This is a genomic window from Gordonia sp. 11cp (genome assembly GCF_057767225.1).
Genome location: NZ_CM173437.1, coordinates 189015 through 213593, shown reverse-complemented (window position 1 = coordinate 213593; position 24579 = coordinate 189015). Strand labels below are relative to the sequence as shown.

The following is a 24579-nucleotide window of genomic DNA, read 5'->3' as shown; positions in this document are numbered from 1 at the left end:
CCGAACAGAACACTCGGGGGGAATGGGGAACGCAGGACGAGACGGCAGGCGACGAGGCGAGATGGAGGCCCAACGGTGACCGATGTGGTGCATGTGGCGACGAGGTCCGACGTACCGGCCATCGTGTTCGGTTCGCGTCGCGTCAGCTACGCCGAGTTCGGGGCGCGGGTCGACTCACTGGCACGTCATCTGATCTCGATCGGTGTCGGACCCGACGTCGCCGTGGCGGTCGCCATCCCGCGTTCGGTCGAGCTGCTCGTCGCCGTTCACGGCGTCGTCGCCGCCGGCGGTCACTATGTGCCGCTCGACATCGACGCGCCGCACGACCGCACCCGGTACATGCTCGAGACCGCGGGCGCACGGTTGGCCCTCGTCACCGCCGACTCGGCCGTCGAGTTGCCGGCCGATGTCACCGCGGTCGTGGTCGACACGACCACCGAGATCGACCTCGCCACCCCACCGGTGACCGACGACGAACGTCGCGCGCCACTACAGTCCGCCGACGCCGCCTACACGCTGTTCACCTCGGGGTCGACCGGTCGGCCGAAGGGTGTCACCGTGTCGCATTCGGCGATCGTGAATCGCCTGGAATGGATGCGGGACTGGTACTCGATCAAGGATTCCGATGTCTTCGTGCAGAAGACGCCGGTGACGTTCGACGTGTCGGTGTGGGAGCTGTTCCTGCCGTTCGCGGTCGGGGCCACCCTGGTGGTGGCCGAACCCGAACGTCACGGTGATCCGCGATATCTGGCGGAGGTGATCACGGCCGAGAAGGTGTCGGTCATCCACTTCGTGCCGTCGATGCTGTCGGTCTTCCTGGACGTACTCGGCGACCGCGTGAGCGATCTGTCGTCCCTGCGGTTGACGTTCACCTCCGGTGAGGCGCTGACCGCCCCGGTGGCGCAGGCGCTGGTGGCGGCGTTGCCGCACAACGAGGTCCACAACCTGTACGGCCCCACCGAGGCGGCCGTGGACGTGACCGCCCATCAGGTGCGGGCGGGGGAGACGTCGGTGCCGATCGGCGTCCCGGTCCCGAGCACCACGACCTTCGTCCTCGACTCGCGGCTGCAGCTCGTGCCCTCGGGCGTGCCCGGCGAGCTGTACCTCGGGGGAGTGCAGCTCGCGCGCGGCTACGCCTCACAACCCGCGCTGACCGCCGAACGTTTCGTCGCCAGCCCCTTCGCGGCTCCCGCACGCGGTGATGCGGCGGGAAGCGCCGACGGTTTCGGCGAACCCGGAGAGCGTCTGTACCGCACCGGCGACCTTGTGCGCTGGAATGCGCGCGGGCAGCTGGAGTACCTGGGCCGTACGGACTTCCAGGTGAAACTGCGCGGACAGCGACTCGAGCTGGGGGAGGTCGAGTCCGTCCTCATGTCGGCGCCGGGCGTCCTGCATGCGGCCGCCACCGTGGCGAAGGTCTCCGGACAATCCCATCTCGTCGCCTATGTCTCGCCCGCATCGGTCGACGTCGACGCGGTGAAAACGGTTGTCGCGCAGGCGCTGCCGGCCTACATGCGGCCCACGGTGTGGATGACGATGGAGCATCTGCCGCTGAACAGCGCGGGCAAGGTCGCCCGCCGGCAGCTGCCGGTGCCCGAACTCACGGTCGAGGAGTTCGCGGCGCCCGAGTCCGACGCCGAGACCTCGATCGCGGCCATCGTCGCCGATGTGCTCGGCGTCGACCGCGTCAGCGTGACGCAGTCGTTCTTCGACCTCGGCGGCAACTCGCTGTCCGCGGCCCGGGTGGCGGCGCGCGTGGCCGACCTGCTCGACGTCGACGTGTCGGTGGGCGACCTGTTCGACGCCCCGTCGGTGCGGGATCTGGCCGGCCTGGTGTCCGGGCGCGGGCGGAGCGTCCCGCGCGTCGCCGCCATGCCGCGACCCGCGCGGCTGCCGTTGTCGACGGCGCAGAGTCGGATGTGGTTCATCAACCAGTTCGACACCGCCTCTCCCGCCTACAACATCCCGATGGCGTTGCGTCTGACCGGAACCCTCGATCTCGACGCGCTCGAGGCCGCGGTCGGTGACGTGGTCGCCAACCACGAGATCCTGCGCACCACCTATCCCAGTGACGAGCACGGCCCGATCCAGCTCGTCACCGATCCCGACACGGCCCGCGCACGCCTCGACTGGCGGGCGGCGGACACCGAAGAGGACCTGTTCGTCTCGGCGACGACCGGCTTCGACGTCGCCACCGACCCGCCGCTCCGGGTCCGGTACCTGCGTCGGGACGAGACCGTGGTGGACGTGGTGGTCACCGTGCACCACATCGCCTTCGACGGCGAGTCGACCCCGGTGTTCGTGCGCGACCTGCTGGGCGCGTACCTGCACCGTACGAACGGCGCGCCAGCGGTCGCCGCGCCCGCGGTCCAGTACGCGGACTTCGCCCTGTGGCAACGCGAATACCTCGGCGCCGCCGACGATCCGGGCACGCCGATGGGTCGTCAGCTCGCACACTGGCGTACCGTCCTCGCGGACCTCCCCGCGGTGACCGATCTGCCGATGGATCGCCCGCGACCGGCCGTCCTCGACACCGCGGCGGCGGTCGAGTCGGTGACCGTGGACGACGCACTCGCCACCGCCCTGGACGACCTCGCGCGCAGCCGCGACGTCACGCTCTTCATGGTTCTGCACGCCGCGCTCGCCGTCACCGTCGCCCGGCTCGCCTCGACCCGGGACGTCGTGATCGGTACCCCGATCGCGGGCCGTCCCGACGCCGCGCTCCACGACCTCGTCGGCATGTTCGTCAACACCCTCGTGCTGCGCACGGCCGTCGACCCGGCGTCGACGACGGACGATCTCATCGCCACGATCCGCGCCGCAGACCTGGACGCCTTCGCGCACGCGGACGTGCAGTTCGACGATCTGATCGAGGAACTCGCGCCGGAGCGGTCCACGGCCTACCCGCCGCTGGTGCAGATCGCCTACACCCTCGTCGCCGCCGGCGGACGGCCGGAGGAGATCGACCGGGTGGAGCTGTCGGGTCTGAACGCCGAGCCGCTCGGGGTCGCCTCACCGATCGCCAAGTTCGACCTCACGGTCTCGGTGTCCGAACGCACCGGATCGTCGCCGATGAGGGCCGACTTCCTGTATGCCACCTCGTTGTTCGACGCCGCGACCATCCGCCGCTTCACCGAGGTCTGGCTGCAGGTGATCGCCGCGATGGCGACCGGTCCCGCGCTGCCCGTCGGTGACATCGACATCGTCGGCATCGACGCCGCCACGCTCAGCGCACCGAGCCGGAACTCCGTCGGCGAGGCCGTGCCCGCCGCGGACGGCGGGGTGACCGAACCGCTGACCCTCACCGAGCTCCTCTCGCGGCGGGACCTCGACCCCCACCGCCCGGCGCTGGTCCACGACGGTGCGGAGGTCTCCTACGCGGAGTTCGAGGAGCGTACCAATCGTCTGGCGCGACAGCTGATCTCGCGTGGAGTCGGCCCCGGTGACGTGGTGGCCGTCGGACTCGAGCGATCCATCGGATCGGTGGTCGCGGTGTTCGGTGTGATCAAGGCGGGTGCCGCCTACGTGCCGATCGACCCCGCCTACCCGAGCGATCGCATCGCGTTCATGGTGTCCGATTCCGGTGTCCGGCTCGGTCTCACCGACGCGTCGACGCGGAGCCGGCTGGGCGAATCATCCTGCGAATGGCTCGAACTCGCCTCGCTCGACGACCCGGCCGTCCCGGGCGGACCCGTCACCGACGCCGAACGTCGCGGGCCGGTGCGACTCGACGACCTGGCCTACCTCGTCTACACCTCCGGCTCCACCGGCCGCCCGAAGGCCGTCGGCGTGCCCCACCGCGGCATCGCGAATTTCGTCGCCGCGCTGACCGAGGTCACCGGGACACCCGCGCAGGCCCCCGACACCCGTGTCCTCCACGTCGCCTCACCGAGCTTCGACGCGTCGGTGCTGGAGATGATGTGGTCGATCGCGGTCGGGCACACCCTCGTCGTCGCACCTGCCTCGGAATACGCCGGCGACGCACTCGGGCGCATCCTCGAACGTGACCGGGTCACCGACACCCTCATCACCCCCACCGTGCTGGCGACCGTCGACCCGCGGCGGGGCCGCTTCGTCCGGAACCTCGTCACCGGGGGCGAGGCATGCCCGCCCGAGCTGATAGCACGGTGGGTCACACCGGAATCCACGCGCCGGATGTTCAACTTCTACGGGCCGTCGGAGGCCACCGTCTGGGCGACCACCGGACGATCCGAGCCCGGCGCGCCGGTGACCATCGGGCGACCGGTCCGCGGCTTCGCCGCCTATGTCCTCGACGGCCGTCTGCATCCGGTCCCACAGGGTGTGGTGGGTGAGCTCTACCTGTCGACCGGCGACTCGCTCGCGCGCGGTTACTTCGGCCGGCCCGGCCTCACCGCATCGTCCTTCGTGGCCGACCCGTTCGCCCGCGAGCCGGGCCGGCGGATGTACGCAACCGGCGACCTGGTGCGGATCACCGCGGCCGGCGAGATCGAGTTCGCCGGGCGCGCCGATCATCAGGTCAAGATCAACGGGCAGCGAGTCGAACTCGGCGAGATCGAGTCCGTTCTCGGCGATCAGCCGGGCGTCGGCTCGGTCGTCGTGACCGGCGTCGACGACGAACACGGGCGCACACGTCTCGTCGCCTATCTCGTGGGCGACGACACCGCGGGCGACGGGCGCCTCGATGCCGACGCGGTCCTCGCCGGGGCGTCGGACCGCCTTGCCGGACACATGATCCCGCACTCCGCGATGGTGCTCGACGAGCTGCCCGTGACCCCGGGCGGCAAGCTCGACCGGCGCGCGCTGCCGGTGCCCGAGTTCACCACACCCGCCGACGGGTACGTCGCACCGGCGACGACCGCCGAGGAGACCCTCGCCGCGATCGTCGCGGGACTGCTGGGCCTCGACACCGTCTCGGTGACCGAGTCCTTCTTCGCGCTCGGCGGCGACTCGATCATGTCCATCCAGCTGGCCTCCGCCGCGAAGGCGGCCGGATTGCCTCTGTCGCCTCGAGGGATCTTCGAACAGAAGACCATCCGCGCGATGGCGCGTGTGGCGTCGGCGGGCGGGGACCGCGCCCCGATGCTGGCCGAGCCCGCCGGGGAACCCGCTGGACGGGTCGACCTCCCGCCGATCGTCTCCTGGCTCGTCGACGCCGCGCGGACACCGGCCGACTTCGCCGACTTCAACCAGTCGATGGTGCTCACCGCGCCCCCGGGACTCACCGTCGAGCATCTCGGCGAGGTGCTCGGGGCGGTCGTGGCCGCACATCCGATGCTCGGTGCACGCCTGGAGTCCGTCGGTGACACCTGGATCCTCACCGCCGGAACGCCGTTCGACGCCGACGCCTCGATCGTCGCGTCCACCACCGGCGCGGCCGCCGGCGAGCCCGGGTTCGCCGAGGCACTGGTCGAGGCGCATGCCGAGGCGGCCCGGCGCCTCGACCCGGCCGCCGGGCGACTCGTCGCCGCCACGATCGTCACCGGCGCCGCACCCGCGGACTCCGACCACGCGGAGTCGAGCCGACCCGCACGAATCGTGCTCGTACTCCACCACCTCGGCGTCGACGCGGTGTCGTGGCCGATCCTGATCGAGGATCTGCTCACCGTCCACGCGCAACTGACCGCCGGGCAACCGGTGGCGGTGCGTGCCGAGGAGACCTCGCAACGTGCCTGGCAACGGGCCCTCACCTCGCAGCTCGGCGCCCGCCGGGCCGAAGCCGGGTACTGGCTGGACCGCTCGCCGGTCGCCCCCACCGACTTCGGTGCGGCGCTCGAGCCCGACCGCGATCGGTACGGCACCCTGACCTCGATCGTCCACCGCGTCGATCCGGCGATCGTCGATCCGTTGACCACGACCGTGCCCGAAGCATTCTCGTCGTCGGTGGTCGACGTCCTGCTCGCCACGCTGGCCCGCGCGGTCCGCTCCTGGCAGCGCGATCGCGGTATCGCCGACACCGCACCCGTCACCGTGCTCACCGAGGGGCACGGCCGATACGAGGACGTCCTGCTGGCCGGCCCCGAGCCGCGTCGCGCGGACCTGTCGCGCACGGTCGGCTGGTTCACCTCGCTCGCCCCGCTCGCCATCGATCCCGCCGACGACGTCGTCCACGCGGTCAAGGCGGCCAAGGAAGAACGCCTCGGCATGCCCGACTCCGGCATCGGCTATGGCCTCCTGCGGTACGCCGCCGGCGATGACACCACCGATGATGCGGCCGCACAACTGCATTCGCGTCCGCTGCCGACGATCGCGTTCAACTACCTCGGAACCCGCGGCACGACCGGACGGAGCGAGTCGCCGACGACGCCCGACGTGGCCGCAGCGCCCGGCACGCCGTTCCTGCCCGCACCCGACGCACCGTTCCTGCCCGCCACCGTGTCCGACGGGGTGGCCGCGATGAGCGTGCTGACGGTCAACGCGAGCACCGGCGCGTCCCCGGCCGGGCGAGTGCTCTCCGCGGATCTGCAGTTCCCCGCGGCGATCCTGTCGCCGGCAGACGTCGGCGACATCGCGCAACGGTGGACGGCCGAACTCGCCGACGTCGTCCGCCTCGTCGCCGACGGCGTCGACGTCGGTCTCTCACCGGCGGATGTCCCGGGTGCCGAGGTGACGCAGCACGACCTCGACACGGTGGCGGAGCGATTCCCCGGCGCTGCGGTCTGGGCCCTGTCGCCACTGCAGCGCGGACTCTACTTCCAGTCGCAACTCGCCGGTACCGACCAGCTCGATGTGTATGTGACCCAAGCGGTCCTGCACCTCGACGGGGACGTCGACCTCGAGCGGCTGCGAACCGCCGTGGTCGCACTGCTCGATCACCACCGCGCCCTGAAGTCGGGCTTCGTGCGCGTGCCCAGCGGGCACGTGGTGACCGTCGTGCCCGAAACGGTGCCGTTGCGCTGGCGCGTGATCGACGTGCCCGCCACCGACGCCGAAGGTCTCCGGGCCGCCGTCCACGAAGTCTCGGCGAGCGAGCGGACCGAGCCGTTCGACCTCGCCGATCCGCCGCTGTTGCGTGCGGTGGTCGTGCGGCACGCGCAGGGGACCAGCGTGGTCATCACCAACCACCACATCCTCTTCGACGGCTGGTCGGGTCCGCTCGTGCTGGCCGACCTGCTCGCGTTGTACGCCACCGGCAGCCCCTTCACCGGTCGGGGAACCGGCGAGCGCACCGACTTCGCGGACTACCTCGCGCGCATCGCCGATGCCGATCTCGACGCCGGTCTCGCCGCGTGGACACGGATCCTCGAGCCGGTCGACGAGCCCACCCTGGTCGCCCCCGGCCTCACCGCTGCCTCCGTCGAGGACGACGGAAACGACACCGCGGCAGCGCATCTGCCGCGCGAGCACCGCTGGGTCCTCGAACCCGAGCTGGTCTCGGGGCTCGAGCGCACGGCGCGGCAGTCGGGGTCGACCATGGCCACGGCACTCCAGCTCGCGTGGGCGGTACTGCTGTCCCGGCTCACCGACAATCGGGTGGTCACCTTCGGCGAGACCGTCTCCGGGCGTCCCGCCGGGCTCGACGGCGTCGAGTCGATGGTCGGCCTGTTCATCAACACCCTGCCCGCCGTCGTCGACGTCGATCCGGACGCCACGATCGCGGAGGTCCTCGGCCGGCTGCAGTCGGACAAGACCGCCGTCCTCGATCATCAGCACATCGGCCTGCCCGAGATCCTCACCGCCGTCGGGCGTCCGCAGCTGTTCGACACCCTGACCGTGCACGAGTCCTATCCCGTGGACAACGACTCCCTGGCCGACGGCGCCGCCAGCGCCGCGGTGGGGCTGTCGATCCGGGACGTCGAGGTCTCCGACGCCACGCACTATCCCCTCAACCTGGCGACCTCACCGACCGCATCGGGTATCGCGGTCCGACTGACCTACCTGCCCGACGCTTTCGCCGACGACCAGGTCGCCGTCTTCGCGCGGTCCCTCGTGCGGATCCTGCGGACGATCGCCGACGATGCGCAGACGCGTATCGCCGACATCCCGCCGATGTCGGCGGACGACGAGGCCCGCCTCGACACCTGGTCGACCGGCCCGGAACTGAGTCCGGCCGGTTCGCATGTCGCCGATCTCCTCCTCGAGCGCGTCGCCGCGTCACCCGATGCGATCGCGGTGGTGGGTCCGGCAGGGGAGTCGACCTACGCCGAATTGGGAAGCCGGGTGAGCGTTCTCGCCCGGCGGCTGGTCGGTCTCGGGGTCGGCCCGGAGGTCGCGGTCGGGGTCTGCATCCCGCGGTCGGTGGAGATGATCGTCGCCGTCCACGCGATCCTCGTCGCCGGTGGGCAGTTCGTGCCGATGGACCCCGCCGCACCGGCCGACCGCATCGACTACCTGGCGCGTACCGCCGGTGTCGCGGCGGTCCTGATCGGTCCGGGACAGACCCCGGTGGGTATCGAGGCGCTCGACCCCGGTGTGCCCGTGGTGACCGTCGACGACGACACGGACGGGTCGGCACTGCTCTTCGGCTCCGCCGAACGCGCCTCGGCGGTCGACGGGGCGAATCCGGCCTACACCATCTTCACCTCGGGCTCGACCGGTCGGCCCAAGGGCGTCACGGTGAGCCACGAGACGCTGCGCGCACACCTCGACTACGACCGCGGCGCCTACGATTTCGGGCCCGACGACGTGTTCCTGCAGGTGTTGGAGCTGACCTTCGATCCGTCGGTCGGCGAGATCCTGCGCCCGCTGCTGTCCGGAGGCCGTCTCGTGGTCATGGAGCCGGGTGCGCACCGGGATCCGGTCGCCGTACTGCGGTATCTCGCCGACTTCGGCGTGACGTCGGCGACGCTGGTGCCCTCGATGCTCGCGGTACTGACCGAGGTCGCCGATCCCGAACAGCTGCGGGGGCTCTCACGGCTGCGTTTCCTGCACACGGGTGGCGAGGCGCTCCCGCAGAGCGTGGCCGAGACCGTGCGGGAGCTGATCCCGCATGCCCCGATCCACAACCAGTACGGGCCGACCGAGGCGACGATCTACGCGACCGTCGCACGGGTGTCGGGTGACTCGGTCTCCATCGGGCGACCCGTCGCGAACACCACGGCGTTGGTCCTCGACCACCGGTTGCGGCCGGTGGCACCGGGATTCACCGGCGAGCTGTACCTCGGCGGCATCCAGCTGGCACGTGGATACACCTCGCGGCCCGCTCTCACCGCCGAACGCTTCGTGCCGAACCCGTACGGCGAGCCGGGTTCTCGCCTGTACCGGACCGGTGACCTGGTCCGCTGGTGGGCCGACGGCGAGCTGGAATACCAGGGCCGCACCGACTTCCAGGTGAAGCTGCGCGGCCAGCGGATCGAGCTCGGCGAGATCGAGTCGGCGCTCACCTCGGCGCCGGGGGTCGTGTACGCCGCGGCCGCCGTCGTCGAGACTCCGGCCGGCCAGCAGCTGGTGGCCTACCTGACGCCGGCCTCGGTGGACCTCGACACGGTCAAACACTCGGTGGCGCAAGCGCTTCCGGAGTTCATGCGGCCCGGGATGTGGATGCTGCTGGACGAGATGCCGCTCAGCAGCGCGGGCAAGGTCGTGCGACAGCAGCTGCCCGCGCCGACCGTCGACGCCGCCGCGATCGTGCCGCTCGTCGGTGCGCGGGAGACGGCAGTGGCGGCGGTCTTCGCCGAACTGCTGTCGATGTCGGAGGAGAACGTCGGCGCCACCACGAACTTCTTCGAGATCGGCGGCAACTCGCTGTCGGCGATGCGGGCGGCCGCCCGCATCGGTGACGCCCTCGGTGCCGACGTGACGGTGCGTGACGTCTTCGAGGCGCCGACGCCGCGACTGCTGGCCGAACGCCTCGGCGACCGTACCGGCGGACTCCCGCCGATCGTCGCGGTGAGCCCGCGTCCCGACCGGATTCCGTTGTCGTACGCCCAACAGCGGATGTGGTTCATCAACCGGTTCGACCCGACGCTGGCGGCCTACAACATCCCGGCCGTGATGCGTCTGACCGGCGCCCTTGATCCCGCGGCACTCGGCGCGGCGATCGCCGACGTCGTCGCGCGTCACGACATCCTCCGCACCACCTACCCCGAGGCCGGTGGCCGGCCGGTCCAGTCGATCGCCCCGGTCGCCGACATCGCGGGTCGGCTCGACCACGAGTTCGTACCGGCTGCCGACGGTCGCGACGGGGGTGAGGTCGTACTCTCCGCGGTCACCGGCGGGTTCGACCTGACCGTCGACTGGCCGGTGCGGACCCGGTTGATCGAGGCCGGAACCGAGTCCGGGACAACGGAGTACATCCTCGCGGTGGTCCTGCACCACGTGGCCTCCGACGGTGAATCCCTGGGTCCGCTCGTCTCCGACCTCACCACCGCCTACCTGGCGCGGGCCGCCGGGGCGCCGCCGCGGTTCGAGCCGCTGCCCGTCCAGTACGCCGACTACGCCATCTGGCAGCGCCGCGCCCTCGGCGACGTCGACGACGCGGAGTCGGTGATGGGCGCCCAGTTGGACTACTGGGCCGCACAACTGGCCGGCATGCCGGACCTGCTCGAACTGCCGACCGACCGGCCTCGTCCCGCGGTCGCCTCGCAGCGCGGCGCACGCGGGCCCTTCACGATCCCGGCGGACGTCACCGCGCGGATCGACACCATCGCCGACGAGTTCGGGGTCACCCCGTTCATGGTGCTGCACGCGGTGCTGGCGATCCTGCTCGCCGACCTGTCGGGGACCGACGACGTGGCGATCGGCACGCCGATCGCCGGCCGGGGTGCCGCGGTGCTCGACCCGCTCGTCGGAATGTTCGTGAACACCCTCGTCCTCCGGACCGCACACTCGGGGGCCGACACGTTCGCCGACGTACTCGGTCGCGTCCGCCGCGTCGACCTCGACGCCTTCGCGCACGCCGACCTTCCGTTCGAGACCCTCGTGGACCGGCTCAACCCGGTCCGTTCCGAGGCCTTCGCCCCGCTCACGCAGGTGTGGCTCACCCTGGATCGCAGCGTGGTGCCCGAGCTCGCCGGACAGGCGCTGTCGGCCGATCTCGGCGACATCTCGGTCACCGCCCTCGATGCGGGCGAAGTGCCGGCGAAGGTCGATCTGCTGTTCTCGGTCGCGAAGGCCGGATCGGGCGAGAGTTGGTCGGGTGCACTGCAATACGCCACCGACCTGTTCGCGGACTCGACTGCCGCCGGGTTGACGGCCCGGTTCGTCAACCTGCTCGACGCGCTCACGGCGACCCCGACCGCTCCGGTGGCCGCGGCGCCGATCCTGCTGCCGGGGGAGGCCGAGTCCCTGGTGCCGGTGCACGGTGGCGAGGCGGCCGACGCCGTGTTGCTCGGCGAGCTGTTCACCGAGGCCGGTACGCGGTACCGGCGTCGTACCGCGGTGGTCGACGCCACCGGCGCGACGTTGTCGTACTCCGCGCTGCACGCCCGGTCCAACCGCCTGGCGCGCTGGCTGATCGGCCGTGGGGTCGGTCCGGAAACGCTGGTGGCACTGGCGATTCCCCGGTCCGTCGACCTTCTGGTCGCGATCTGGGCGGTCGCCAAGACCGGCGGAGGTTACGTCCCGATCGATCCGGATTACCCCGCCGAACGGGTGGCGACGATGGTGGAGGACTCCGGCGCCCGGATGGGTCTGTCGGTCGCCGGCGTCGGGGCGCTGCCGGACGAGGGCTTCGAGTGGACCCGGCTCGACGACGCCTCGGTGCTGGCCGAACTCGACGCCACCCCGGACGTCACGGTGGAGCCGGCCGGTCCGGTCCGCATCGACAACGTCGCCTACGTCATCTACACCTCGGGGTCGACAGGTCGCCCCAAGGGCGTCGCGGTGTCGCACTCGGGACTGCGGAATTTCGCCGTCGCGAAGTCGCGGGCGATGGGCACCGAAGACGGGGCGGTCGTCCTGGGATTCGCGTCCCCGAGTTTCGACGCCTCCGTGCTCGAATACCTGCTCGCGACGATCAACGGTGGGACGCTCGTCTACCGCCCGTCGACGGCGGTCGGCGGTGCGGAGCTGCAGGAGTTCATGCAGCGACACGAAGTCGCCACGACCTTCCTCACCCCGTCGGTGCTGTCCACGCTCGACCCGGCTGCGCTGCCGAGCCTGCAGGCGGTGTCCGCGGGCGGCGAGGCGGTTCCGCAGTCGGTGATGGACGAGTGGTCATCGCACACCCGCATCCACAACGGCTACGGCCCGACCGAGACGACGATCATGATCGCGGTCGGCGAGGCGGCGACACCGGGCGACCCGGTCCGCCTCGGCGGCCCGCTGCCCGGCGTCGAGTTCCTGGTGCTCGACGCACACCTGCGACCGGTGCCGGTCGGCGTGGCCGGGGAACTCTACGTCCTCGGACCCGCCCTCTCGCGCGGCTACCTCGACAAGCCCGACCTGACCGCCTCGCGATTCGTCGCCAGTCCGTACGCGGGGTCCGGACGCCGGATGTACCGGACCGGCGACGTCGTGCGGTGGCGTGAGTCGCGCTCGGGCGCACTCACGCTCGAGTACTCCGGTCGGAGCGACGACCAGGTGAAGCTCCGCGGACTCCGCATCGAGCTCGGCGAGATCGAGGCGGTGCTGCGGTCGGCGCCCGAGGTGCGTTCGGCGGTCGTCGTCGGCGTCGGGGCGACGGGGACACCGAGTTCGGTGGCGTCGAGCCTGGCCGCCTATGTCGTCGGTGACGGCGTCCAGGTGGACGCTCTGCGGGACCTGCTGGCCGCGCAGCTCCCCGCGCACATGGTGCCCGCGTCGATCACGGTGCTCGACGAGTTCCCGCTGACCCCGGTCGGCAAGCTCGACCGCGCGGCGCTGCCCGCACCCGAGGTGGCCACCGTCGAGTTCGTCGCGCCGGCCACCCCGGTCGAGCAGGCGATCGCCGACGCCTATGCCGAGATCCTCGGCGTCGAGCGGGTCGGGGCCACCGACAGCTTCTTCGACCTCGGCGGCAATTCCCTGTCGGCCACTCGCGTCGCGGCCGCGCTGCGCGACCACAACGGCTTCGACATCGAGCTCGCGTGGCTGTTCAACGACCCGACCGTGCATGGTCTGGCCCGACGACTGGCCGACGGCAACTCGGTGAGCAGCGACGTCGTGATCACCCTCCGCGGCGAGGGATCGCGGCCGCCGCTGTTCTGTGTGCACCCCGCCGGCGGCCTCGCCTGGTTCTATGGTGGGCTCGCACCCCACCTCCGGGATCGGCCGATCTACGGGCTGCAGGACCCGCACGTGGTGACCGGAGAACCGAGCGTGACCGACGCGCGGGCACTGGCCCGGCGCTACGTCGAGGAGATCCGCCGCGTCCAGCCGAGCGGCCCGTACCACCTGCTCGGCTGGTCCGTCGGCGGTGTCATCGCGCACGCCATGGCCACCCACCTCGTCGAACTCGGTGAGAGCGTCGCCTACCTGGGGATCATGGACTCGCGGCCGGAAGACGAGCCCGTGATCGTCGGTCACGAGCGTCCGTCGACCGACGAGGACGCGTCCGGGAGGGTCGCCGAGTCCGGCGCCGCACCGGGGTCCACCGTCGCCGAGACCATCGAGCCCGACGCGTCGACGGTGGCGGACGTCCTGGGCGGCTGGCGGGATCTCTTCGATCTCGGCGACGACGTGCAGGCGTCCACCTCCGAGGAGGTCACCGCCATCATCCGGCAGCAGATCTCCGGCATGGGTCTGCTGGCGGAGGATCAGGTGGAGCGCATCATGGACAGCTTCGATTCCTCCACCCAGGTGGTCCTCGACTACCGGCCGGACGTCTTCGCGGGCGACATGCACGTCTTCACGGCCACGGAGGACAAGGACGACCCGTCCCTGCTGGCCGGTGCCTGGCGGCCGTTCGTGACCGGTGCGATCGACAACGTCGACGTCGCCACACACCACCTCGGGATGGCGAACGCCGACGCGCTGGCGGTCATCGGGCCGACTCTCGACGCCCAGCTGTCGCGGATCGACGCCACGGACGGTCGGGGACCGGAATGAGGGGATTTGCGTGACATCATCGACCTGACCTCGCCGACGTCCCGGCCGAGAGCCATTACGTTCGACAACAACAAATGCAGGCGGGTGACGACAGTCGCCGCGCCAACGGAGAAAGGACACCCATGACGAACCCATTCGACGACGAGGACGGCCGCTTCTACGTGCTCGTCAACGACGAGAACCAGCACTCGCTGTGGCCGACCTTCGCGGACATCCCCGCCGGATGGACCAAGGTCTTCGGCGAGGACAGCCGGGCGGCGTGCCTGGAGTATGTGGAGCAGAACTGGACCGACCTCCGGCCCAAGAGCCTCATCGAGGCCATGGAGGCGGACAAGGGCGGCGACGCCTGAGCCTCGGTTCGGGGGTTCGACACTCGCGATCTGCAAAGTCGGACTAGCTTGAATGTCGGGACAGTTGCATGTGGATAACAGGTAACGAAGCAACTCACTGGGTTCCTGTTTCAACTGCAGTCACAGCCGTAACATCGAAGTACAGCAGAGTTACGGGAATTGTTGTGGAATATCCCACACATGTTGAGCCAGTGTTCTACTACTTGAATGAGGTAGGGCACACTGGGTTGGAGGATCGCTCGGTGCCAACGTCAGGGGAGGCGCGGACACGGCGATCGACGCTCCACGGGCGGGAAGGCAGTAATCATGGACCAGCTACTTCTGGACGACATCCAGAACCGAGGGGCGATCACGCCCCACCTGACAGCAGTTCGGCTGGGCGATGAGGCTCTCACCTATGGTGAACTCGCCGATCGCGTCGAAGACTACGGAAACGTGCTCGCCGAGTACGGCATGTCGCCGACCTCGGCGTTCTACGCCGCTCTGATGCACTGCATGCCGTCGCTCGCCGACATCGACCCGGTGGACGCCAGGCTGCAGGTCATCGGCGAGATCCAGGCCTGGCTCGGGCGCGAACGCGGCGAAGTGGCCTCGGTCAGGCCGCGGCTGCGCGCAGTCAGCTAAGTCCCCGACACACACGGACACCACGACGAGACCCGCCGAACGGCGGGTCTCGTCATTTTTGTGGTGTCCATCCGCCCGCCAGCCGAGGCGCGGGCGTTCTTGTGACTACAGTCCGGCGAGGAAGAGGACGAGAAGCAGGATCGGGCCACCGACGACCATGCTGCCGGCGCCGGTCACGATGCCGGTGATTGCGCGGCCGGTTCCCTTGCGCTCCGCGGGGGCGCGACGGACCTGTCTCACGGCGACGGCGCCGGAGACCACGGCGACCAGACCGAGAACCGCGCCCAGGCCGAGGACGAGCGTCAGGGGAATCGAGATCAGGCCGGTGGTCAGCGCCAGCGATGCGGCCGGAGCGACGGGACGGCCGCCGACGGGCCGGGTCAGGTAGGGCGCCGGGCGGGGCGGAACCGGTCCGGCCGGCAACGGCATCGCGGCCAGGGACACCGGGCCGACATTCTGCAGGTCCCAGAAGTCGCCCACTGGCGGTAACGCGGCATGTTCGCGTGCGGGAAGCCTGGTCTGCACCCGGGTCGCCGCCCGCGGAGTCGGTCTCGCCGCGGTGTCGATCCTGGTCGGGACCGGTGAGTCCGGCGCGGAAGCGCTCGCGACGACGACGCGCTCGGGCTCCGGCTCGGTCGCGTTCGGGAGTTCGGTGTCGTCGAGATCGTTGACCAGTGGCCACCGCTCATGCCGTTCGGTCACCGGCGGAGCGAACGGTTGGGTGGGATGATCGGTACGCACGTACACCTCCTCGCCGTCCGGCGCCGGGGCGGAACCGCACCCGTCCGAGTGTAGGCGAGGAGGCGACGTGGGCCGGGGGTCTAGTTGCCCTCTTGCTGGCCGCTACCCATGCTGATCAGCTGCTGGATGGCGTCACCACTGAGCTTCCAGTCGCCGTCGACCTTGACGAAGGAGAGCTGGATGTCGACCGGTGCCGGCGAATGCGGGCTCTTCACGGCGACGGTGGCGGTCGCCTTGTCATCTCCGTTCTCGGTCACCTCTTTGACCGAGAACGCGTCCGGGGTGTAACCGGCCGCGGACGCGCCCTTCGCGAACGCCATCGCGGCGGGCTTGGTCGCCGGGTTGGTGACGTCGATGACCTGGTCGAGCTCCTCGGATGAGGTGGCCGGATCGATGGCCTGGCGGAGGGTTTCCTGCGCGTCGTCGTTGCTGAGGCCGGTGACCTCGTCGACCGCGTCACTGGCGGCGGTCTCGGCCTGGCTGGCAGCGGACTCGACGGCCGTCGACACCGCACTCGTGGCCTCGTCGACGGTGTCGGTGGACTCCGAACAACCGGCGACGACGAACAACGCGGCCCCGGCGAGGGTGACGGCAGCGACGGACTTCCGGATCTTCATGCGACTCTCCTGAATGCTGTATCTCTTGGCGTCTCTCGGCCCGCTCGCTTCGCTCCCGGCGCCGGTCCGCGGCGCTTCCCCGCAGTAAGCCAACACTAACCCACCGGCCTCCGGAATTAATCGGACCGCGGTCCGGTTAGAGTGTGTGTAACCACGACAAGGAGGCGCGAAATGCAGTTCGGACTCTTCAGCGTCAGCGACATCACCGTCGACCCCACCACGGGTACGACGCCGACCGAGCACGAGCGGATCAAGGCGATCGTCGAGATCGCGAAGAAGGCCGAGGACATCGGACTCGACGTGTTCGCACTCGGCGAGCACCACAACGAGCCGTTCTTCTCGTCGTCGCCCACCACGACCCTCGCCTACATCGCGGCGCAGACCCAGCGCCTGCAACTGAGTACTGGGACCACGCTGATCACCACCAACGACCCGGTGAAGATCGCCGAGGACTTCGCCATGCTGCAGCACCTCGCCGACGGGCGTGTCGACCTGATGCTCGGGCGCGGCAACACCGGTCCGGTGTATCCGTGGTTCGGACAGGACATCAGGCAGGGCATTCCACTCGCGATCGAGAACTACCACCTGCTGCACCGGTTGTGGACCGAGCACGTCGTCGACTGGGAGGGACAGTTCCGCACTCCGCTGACGTCCTTCACCTCGACCCCTCGTCCGCTCGACGATGTGGCACCGTTCGTCTGGCACGGCTCGATCCGGAGTCCCGAGATCGCCGAACAGGCCGCCTACTACGGCGACGGCTTCTTCGCGAACAACATCTTCTGGCCGAATGAGCACTTCCAGCGGTTGATCAACTTCTATCGCGAACGGTACGAGCACTACGGACACGGCAAGGCCCATCAGGCCATCGTCGGACTCGGCGGGCAGTTCTTCATCCGGCCGAAGTCGCAGGACGCGGTGCGGGAATTCCGTCCGTACTTCGACAACGCGCCGGTGTACGGCCACGGGCCGTCGCTCGAGGACTTCACCTCGCAGACGCCGCTGACCGTCGGCAGCCCGGCCGAGTTCGTCGACAAGACGCTGACCTTCCGGGAGACCTTCGGCGACTACCAGCGTCAGTTGTTCCTCGTCGACCATGCGGGACTTCCGCTCAAGACCGTGCTGGAGCAGCTCGACCTGCTCGGCGAGGTGTTGCCGGACCTGCGGGCCGGATTCGCCGAGGGTCGCCCCGCCGACGTTCCCGATGCGCCGACGCACGCGTCGCTCGTCGCCGCGCGCCGGGATGTCGAGGAAGGTGTGGAGGTGTCGTCGTGACCGCACTGCGGATCGTTGCGGTGAACGCGGGCCTGTCCGAACCGTCGTCGACGCGACTGCTCATCGACCGGATGGTCGCGGCGGTCACCGAACGACTCGGGCCGGGGCGCGCGGACGTCCAAATCGTCGACCTGCGTGACCTCGCCGGGGACCTCGGCCAGGCGATGACGGTCGGCTTCGCCTCGGGCGGGGCCCGCACGGCGCTCGACGCGGTCGAGGGCGCGGACGCCCTGATCGTGGCGACGCCGGTGTTCAACGCCTCTTACAGCGGGCTGTTCAAGATGTTCTTCGATCTCGTCGACATCGATGCGATGGCGGGTAAGCCGGTGCTGATCGGCGCGACCGGTGGCAGCCCAAGACACTCGATGGTGCTCGATCACGCACTGCGACCGCTGTTCGCCTACCTGCGCACCGTCGTCCTGCCGACCGGTGTCTACGCCGCATCGGCGGACTGGGCGGGCGCCGGCGGGGACACCGCCTCGCTGAACGACCGGATCGCCCGCGCCGCAGCCGAACTCGCGTCGCTTCTCACGCCGCGGGGCGGTGCGGGTCCGGTGGACGCCCCCGCCCGGGGACCGTCGATCGCATCCGATGCGGCCGGCGGCCGGCAGCAGGCGGTCGAGGCCGCGGGAATCGCGAACTTCGCGAGGCTGCTCGGCACGGCGTGATCGCCGGCTGAGAGTCTCCCGGTGGACAAACCCACCACAGATGGACAGACGCGCCCCCGAATCGGGAGCGCGTTTGTGCATCCGTGGTGGGTTTGCGGTCTGTTCGGTTCAGGGGGTGGCGCGCCCGGGTGTGTTGGTCCGGGCGCGCAGACGCGAATGCGGTAGCGGCGGAGCGGGCAGGTGCTGGGTCGATCCGACGTAACCGTGGACCTGCCCGAATCGCTCGCTGTGGGCTTCCCACTGGTCCCGGTAGGCGACGATCTCCTCGTGCGTGCGACCGATGAAGTTCCACCACATGACGATGTCCTCCGACAGCGGTGCGCCGCCGAGGAAGACGACGCGCGCGTCGGTGTCGGCGACGTTGGTCAGTGTGATCCGTCGCGCGCCGAGCCCGAGGTAGCCCAGTTCGGTGCGGGACAGCGGTGCCGCATCGGTTCCGGCGACCTGTATGGCCCCGGTGTCGACCAGGATGCCGTGTTCGTGGGTGGGATCGACGTCGATGTCGACCGTGGCGCCGGGCGCGAAGTCCAGCTGGGCGCCGCTCAGCGGCGTGAACGTGTGCACCGGCGAGCGCGTGCCGAACAGGTCTCCGAGGAAGACCTTGGCGGTCACTCCGCCGAGGTCGAGCGCGTCGGGCCGGTGGTGCGCGAAGTCGCGTGGGGTGTCGGCCTTGTCGGCCGGCAGGGCGACCCACAGCTGCACGCCGTGCAGAGTCGTGGTGTCGGGTGTCGAGACCTCCGTGTGCGCGATCCCGTGTCCGGCGGTCATCAGGTTGATCTCGCCGGGGCGGACCATCGCGTGGTTGCCCATCGTGTCCCGGTGCTCGACCTCCCCGGTGAACAACCAGCTGACCGTCTGGAGTCCGGTGTGGGGGTGCGGCGGAACGTCCATCCCGCCGCTGCTCGCGACGTCGTCGGGACCGTAGTGGTCGATAAAACACCAGGCCCCGATCAGCGACCGGGACCGCTGCGGCAGCGTCCGGTGCACGGTCATCGCGCGCGGCCCGCCGAGCGGTACGTCGCGGGCGGCGAGTACGTCCATGTGGAGGAGGCCCGAACCCGAGGCGATGCCGGCCCCGGCGCGGCATTCGACCTCGACGGGGTCCGTTTCCAGATTGCTCATGGGGCCATTGTCCGCGACCGCGGCCCGGGCGTCCGCAGACCCGCGTCCACGGGAGCCGCCGGCCCGGTCAGACGAGCGTGGGGTCCTCGAAACGCATCGTGATCCGGTCCACCGAGCTGGACATGAGCGCATGTCGGCCGAGCCGCAGCGACCGCAGTTCGTCGGCGATCGGGTGGTCGCCGAGGGTCAGGCGCGCACCGCCGATCCGCGTGCGGGTTCCGCCGGTGGAGGTCAGGCGCCACGGTGTCATCCGGGTGATGCCGTCGAGCTGCGAGTAGGCGTGCAACACGGTGTCGGCGGTGGAGTCGGGGACCTTGATCCCCGGCTTCACGCTCAGGTCGGCGATGAGCGCGTCATCGGCGACGAGCCGGCCGTGTCTCGTGGCCGAGGAGTGGTCGACGTCGAACTCGGCGAGCGTCTTGGGGAAGCCCCAGATGCCTCGGCCGGCGGCCAGGGTGAACTCGCCGTCGACCGGGAGGCGGTGCACGAGCGCACGCGCGTCGCCTTTCAGCAGGGAACGCAGCGCCCGGACCGGTGAGGCGGGCGGAACGGTCGGGTCCTCGACGAGGAAACACACCCCGAACTCGTTGTACGGTCCGAGATCGCCGTCGACGTAGTCGACGAACACGAGCATGCACATCGTGCGACCGGGCCGGATGCGCAGCGGCCGGAGGATGCCGGGCCGCGCCGACTGGGCGTCGATGGCCCGGGTGACGGCCGCGGTGTCGGCGGTGAACCCGGCGACGAAGCACCGGGCGTGCCGGATCTCGACCGGCATCGTCACCGTGGTGCCGAGTACGTCGTGGGTCGAAGGTGCGCTCACCTGTTCTCCTTCTCGGGGTGGGATCACGACCGGTCGACGGCGCGGACGGGCCTGAATCGCGATTTCTAGAACATGTTCTAGTCTTGCACGTGTCGGTCGCGGATGTCGCGAGGTGGCGATGTCCCCAAGAATGTGGACACAAACGGTTCCAGATTGGGACAGATCGTCGCTGGTGAGGTCGACGACGGGGGAATGTGTCCGACTCGTCGGATACGTTCGCTGAGTACAACGTCGCAAAACGCTGTGTACTTGCTGAGAACCGGGTCGTCGTGAGACAGGCACAGCTGTCGCGGCCGATCGCGCCGACGGGTTCCGAGGGGGTGAACGCGATGACGACAGGACCGTCGGAGGATGGCGGGTCGCTCGTCCGCGTCGGGATGGTCGACGACCATCGATCGCCGATCTGGGGGATAGAGCGCGTACTCGACCCGATCGCCGACATCTCGCTGGTCTGCGCTGCCTCGACAGTCGACGGTGTCCTCGGCGGGATGCCCCTCGACGTCGTCCTCCTGGACCTGCGCCTCGACGACGGCACGACGCCGCGCGAGAATGTCACCGCCTTGTCGGCCGCCGGGGTCGCCACTGTCGTCTACACGTCCGGCGAGCATCCGGCGCTGTTGCGATCGGCGGCTCGGGCCGGAGCGCTCGGCGTGGTCCTCAAATCGGCCGACGAGTCGGTCATCATCGATGCGATCCGGTCGGCGGCCCGGGGCAGGGCGGTTCTCACCACGGAGTGGGCCGCAGCCATCGACGGCGATCCGGAGCTCGCCGCGGTGGACCTGTCTCCTCAGTTGCAGAAGGTCTTGGCGCTCTACGCATCCGGGGAGACCTCGGCTCGGGTCGGCGCCGCCCTGGGGGTGTCCGCCGAGACGGTCAACGAATACCTCAAGCGGATTCGCCAGAAATACGCGGATGCGGGGAGGCCTACGCACACCAAGGTGGACCTGTTCAAACGTGCGGTCGAAGACGGCTGGTTGCCGGTGCCGCAGCGGCGCCGACGGACCAGCGGAGCGGTCTCCGACGACTCTCGGGGGCGCCGGCGGTGAGCGGAGTGCGAACCGCCCGCGAGCGGTGACACTGCCCGGACGTCGGGGATGCCGACCGGAAGACAGAGGAGGGGAGCGAATGGGGAATCGGATGCGAGATCGGTTGGGGCGGGCCGAGGTCCCCAGTTCTGGGTCTACCGACCAACACCACGGCCGACCTACCGTGGGACAACGATGAGAACGCGTGGAGCGTGCGGCGCGGGGGACGTCAGCGATGCGCTGATCGAAAAGGGGATGGGATCAATGACGGCGACCACACAGATCTTCGCGACCGGCGCCCTGCCGGCACCACGCCGTGCCGATGGGCCGGACACGATGGGGCACAAGCCCGTTGCGCGTCTGGCGGACTACCGGGGGAGCGGGGAGGTGGCCGCCGCGATCCCTCGACCGAGCCTGTCCGACCGCGAGATCGAGGTCTTGCTGGCATGGCTCGCCGCCGACTCCAAGGAGGATGCCGCGGCCCGCCTGTTCATCTCGGCGTCGACGGTCAGCACGCACCTTGCACGAATCCGTGCCAAGTACACAGCCGTCGGACGGGGTGCGCCGACCAAGACTCATCTCTTCGCTCGCGCTCTGCAGGACGGATACACGGGCCTCGACGCGTGGTGAGTTCCCGACCGATGGGCCGAGTCGGGTGACGCGGACGCCGGCCGGACCTCATCGCAGGTCGCGTTCGATCCGCGGCCAGGTCTGGTACAGGTCGTCCTGCCAGTAGCCCCATGAGTGGGTGCCGGCCGGGCGGAAGTTGACGTGCACCGGGACGTCGAGCGAACGCATGCGCTCGACCATCTGCCGCGTGCAGATGTCGATCGCGACCTCGATCCCGCCGCCCACGATCGCCTGGTTGGCCAGTGTGAAGCCGTCGCCCGCGATGCTCGGGTCGGCCAGCTGTTCGTGAACTCCCGGCGCTCCCGTGCCGGTGGTCATGTAGACCTTGCTGCCACGGAGTTTCGCCGCGTTCAGGTAGGGGTCGTTGGCCCGCCATCCGGGACCGTCGAGAGGCCCCCACATGTTGGTCATGTCCGCCTGGCCCCGGTCCTCGACAACCAGCCGGATGTACTGCTGCCCGGCGGGATCACTGGTCCGGGCGCACCCGCTGAAGGCGGCCACGGACCGGTACAGCCCGGGGGCCGCGATGGCGAGGTTGAGCACCGAGGTCCCCGCCATGGAGATCCCGGCGATCGCGTTGACCCCGGTGGTGTCGAATTCGTCGTCGACGAGCGGCGGGAGTTCCTTGGTGAGGAAGGTCTGCCACTTGTTGCGGCCCAGCGCCGGGTCGTCGCGTTGCCAGTCGGTGTAGTACGAGTAGGCGCCACCGATCGGCGTGACGACGTAGGCGTGCCTGCCGGCGAAGTACCGCTTGTAGGTGGTCCGCGCGTCCCAGGTCGCGGAGTCCTCACCGCCGCCTGCGCCGTTCAGCAGATAGAAGGTGGGGGCCGGCCGGGAGCGGTCCCGGGGAGTGAGAACGGTGACCGGAACCGTTCGGTTCATGGCCGCGGAGTGGACCAGCAGGGTCACCTGTTGTGCGTCGTCGCGGTAGGAGTCGACGATGCGGGAACCGTCGGGAGCCGACGGCGGTGCCGCGGAAGCCCGCGCCCCGGGCGCGGTCGCGAGGCCCGCGATGACCGCACACACCGTCATCATCCCGGCGAGCAGCTTCCAACCGTCGAGAGGTCGACGACCGTTTCCGTTCACACCGCACCCACTCGTTCTCGAGACGCACCCGTTCGCCGACGCACCGAACGGCTCCTCAGTCTATGGATCGTCGTCGGGGAACAGAACGCTACGACTGTCACCCGAAGGATCGAATCACGCCGGGACTAGAGGGCGACCTGGGCGAGGATCGGCGTCGTCGGCTGTGGCGAGCCGCCGGCCGGTTCGATGGTCACCGCGAGCACGCTCGACCCGCCCACGTCGTTCACCACCACGGGGGCGGTGTCGTCGCCGGGGATCAGGCCGGCCGGCACGGGTTGGTCGGCACCGCCGACCAACCACAACTGGTAGGTGCTGTCGGCCGGGATCGGAGTGCGCAGATCCCGCAGGAGCGCGACGGCCTGATCGGCGGACTCGGACGTCACCACCGCGATGGTCCCGCGGTCGTCGGCGAGTGGTTCGACGGTCACCGACGCGTCGGCTGCGGTGAGCACTCCGAGCACCTCGCGCTGGGAGTCGCTGAGCGCCGTCGTCGACGTGGAGGTTTCCGGGGCGGTGGTGCGACCGATGAGCACGCCCGCTCCCAGCGCCACTGCCACCGTCACGGCCGCCGCCGCCAGGATCGCGGTGGCGCGTGCCGGACGCGGTGCGGTGCCACCGGCCCGGTGTTGGCCGCGGGATGATTCGCGGGGCCGCAGTTCGATCGGTGTCGGTGGCACGAGGTCGGTCTCCCCGGATCGATCCGTGCCGGCCGGAGCGGCAGCGGGCTCCGGGTCGATGGCGGCGCCGCTCGCGTTCGGCGGGCCGGGATCGATGCCCGCGGGCATGTAGGCGTCCGGGTTGAGCGCCGCGCCCTCGAAGACGTGATGCAACACCCGGTCCCGGAGTTCGGGCGGCGCGTCGAGCGCATAGGTCGTCGCGAAACCGGCCATGGCCGCGTGGATGTCGGTGATCTGCGCGTCGTAGGCCGCGCGCCGCTGCGGAGGCAGGGCGGCTAGTTCCTGTTCGGCTCGGGTCGTCTCGTCGGGGGTCAGCGCGCCGACCGCGAAGAGCTCGACGTGATCGTCGAGCCAGGCGGACCCGCGGTCCCCGGACGTCGTATCGGGTGTGGTCATTGTGGGTTCAGGCGTCCTCGTGCGTCCTCAGGCAATTTCTCAACCGACGCAGGCCATCTCGAATCCGAGACTTGATGGTGGGTAAGGGGGTGTCGGTGTGCCGGGCGACCTCGGGATAGGTCAGGCCTCCGAAGTACGACATCTCGATGCAGCTCCGTTGCAGTTCCGTGAGCGTACCGAGACATGTTCGTAGCGTACGCGCCTCGTCGGTCTGTACAACGACCTCGAGCGGAATGTTCCGCGGTGTCTCCACCGACACCGCGCCGTACTGCGACATCCGCTGTTGTTGCAGCTCCTCGGAGCGCACACGATCGACGGCCCGCCGGTGGGCGATGGTCATCATCCAGGTGATGACCGACCCGCGCCCGGGCTGGTACTCGGCAGCCTTCTGCCAGTACTGCAGGTACGCCTCCTGGACGATCTCCTCGGCGTACTGGCGGTCGCGCACGACCCGGAACGCGAGACCGTAGATGCGCGAACTCGTGAGGTCGTACAGAGTGGAGAACGCGGTTCGGTCGCCCGCCGCGGCCGCGGCCAGCAGCTCCCGCAACATCCCTGCCTCGCCCCCGCGTCCGTGGTGCGCGTGGGCGGCCGCGCTGCCATCGTCCGGTGTCACTGGTCCACGGTAACGAACACATGGGGATTTCTCGGCCGATCGTTG

14 protein-coding genes are annotated in these 24579 nt (G+C 69.9%); 7 read left to right on the top strand and 7 right to left on the bottom strand.

Going from position 1 to position 24579, the window contains the following annotated elements:
• Positions 1 to 75 precede the first annotated feature (75 nt).
• The 3 genes from AC3B6C_RS00925 (at position 76) to AC3B6C_RS00915 (ending at position 14861) form a co-directional block, all read left to right on the top strand.
• Entirely contained in the window at positions 76 to 13887 is a 13812-nt protein-coding gene (locus AC3B6C_RS00925) for an amino acid adenylation domain-containing protein (protein WP_488374602.1), read from the top strand.
• A 122-nt stretch (positions 13888 to 14009) separates the two neighbouring features.
• The gene (locus tag AC3B6C_RS00920) at positions 14010 to 14237 is read left to right on the top strand and encodes an MbtH family protein (RefSeq protein ID WP_010842256.1); all 228 of its coding nucleotides are present in this window, start codon (positions 14010 to 14012) and stop codon (positions 14235 to 14237) included.
• 306 nt (positions 14238 to 14543) lie between these two features.
• Positions 14544 to 14861, top strand: coding sequence for a hypothetical protein (locus AC3B6C_RS00915; RefSeq protein ID WP_010842255.1), 318 nt, complete (start codon positions 14544 to 14546; stop codon positions 14859 to 14861).
• 105 nt (positions 14862 to 14966) lie between these two features.
• Here AC3B6C_RS00915 and AC3B6C_RS00910 read toward each other — a convergent pair whose 3' ends face one another.
• The gene (locus AC3B6C_RS00910; protein ID WP_488374601.1) at positions 14967 to 15602 is read right to left on the bottom strand and encodes a DUF4190 domain-containing protein; all 636 of its coding nucleotides are present in this window, start codon (positions 15600 to 15602) and stop codon (positions 14967 to 14969) included.
• A gap of 80 nt (positions 15603 to 15682) precedes the next feature.
• Positions 15683 to 16219: an MTB12 C-terminal domain-containing protein gene (locus AC3B6C_RS00905; RefSeq protein WP_488374600.1), complete on the bottom strand. Its 537-nt coding sequence runs from the start codon at positions 16217 to 16219 to the stop codon at positions 15683 to 15685.
• A 171-nt stretch (positions 16220 to 16390) separates the two neighbouring features.
• Between AC3B6C_RS00905 and AC3B6C_RS00900 the strand changes: the two genes are divergently transcribed.
• Both AC3B6C_RS00900 and AC3B6C_RS00895 read left to right on the top strand, forming a co-directional pair.
• Positions 16391 to 17491, top strand: coding sequence for an LLM class flavin-dependent oxidoreductase (locus tag AC3B6C_RS00900; protein ID WP_488374599.1), 1101 nt, complete (start codon positions 16391 to 16393; stop codon positions 17489 to 17491).
• Complete coding sequence (locus tag AC3B6C_RS00895) at positions 17488 to 18159, top strand: CE1759 family FMN reductase (protein WP_010842251.1); 672 nt, start codon at positions 17488 to 17490, stop codon at positions 18157 to 18159. Before AC3B6C_RS00900 ends, AC3B6C_RS00895 begins: the two co-directional genes overlap by 4 nt.
• 108 nt (positions 18160 to 18267) lie before the next feature.
• On the opposite strand, the gene AC3B6C_RS00890 is transcribed toward AC3B6C_RS00895, so the two are convergent.
• Positions 18268 to 19281, bottom strand: coding sequence for a pirin family protein (locus tag AC3B6C_RS00890; RefSeq protein ID WP_488374598.1), 1014 nt, complete (start codon positions 19279 to 19281; stop codon positions 18268 to 18270).
• Between the two features lie 67 nt (positions 19282 to 19348).
• On the bottom strand, positions 19349 to 20104 hold the full coding sequence (locus tag AC3B6C_RS00885; RefSeq protein ID WP_010842249.1) for an acetoacetate decarboxylase family protein: 756 nt from the start codon (positions 20102 to 20104) through the stop codon (positions 19349 to 19351).
• 329 nt (positions 20105 to 20433) lie between these two features.
• On the opposite strand from AC3B6C_RS00885, the gene AC3B6C_RS00880 reads away from it, so the two are divergent.
• Together AC3B6C_RS00880 and AC3B6C_RS00875 are read left to right on the top strand one after the other, a co-directional pair.
• Complete coding sequence (locus tag AC3B6C_RS00880) at positions 20434 to 21150, top strand: DNA-binding response regulator (RefSeq protein ID WP_488374597.1); 717 nt, start codon at positions 20434 to 20436, stop codon at positions 21148 to 21150.
• Between the two features lie 243 nt (positions 21151 to 21393).
• Positions 21394 to 21759 carry a response regulator transcription factor gene (locus tag AC3B6C_RS00875; protein ID WP_010842247.1) on the top strand — a complete coding sequence of 122 codons (366 nt, stop codon included), beginning with the start codon at positions 21394 to 21396 and terminating at the stop codon, positions 21757 to 21759.
• A 48-nt stretch (positions 21760 to 21807) separates the two neighbouring features.
• Here the strand turns inward: AC3B6C_RS00875 and AC3B6C_RS00870 are convergent, their stop codons facing one another.
• From AC3B6C_RS00870 to sigK, 3 genes are all read right to left on the bottom strand, one after another.
• Positions 21808 to 22845, bottom strand: coding sequence for an alpha/beta hydrolase (locus AC3B6C_RS00870; RefSeq protein WP_488374596.1), 1038 nt, complete (start codon positions 22843 to 22845; stop codon positions 21808 to 21810).
• A 125-nt stretch (positions 22846 to 22970) separates the two neighbouring features.
• A complete protein-coding gene (locus tag AC3B6C_RS00865; RefSeq protein WP_488374595.1) occupies positions 22971 to 23918 on the bottom strand; it encodes an anti-sigma factor in 948 nt (315 codons plus the stop codon).
• Between the two features lie 7 nt (positions 23919 to 23925).
• Positions 23926 to 24534, bottom strand: a complete 609-nt coding sequence (gene sigK, locus AC3B6C_RS00860; RefSeq protein ID WP_010842244.1) for an ECF RNA polymerase sigma factor SigK — start codon at positions 24532 to 24534, stop codon at positions 23926 to 23928.
• Positions 24535 to 24579: the final 45 nt, after the last annotated feature.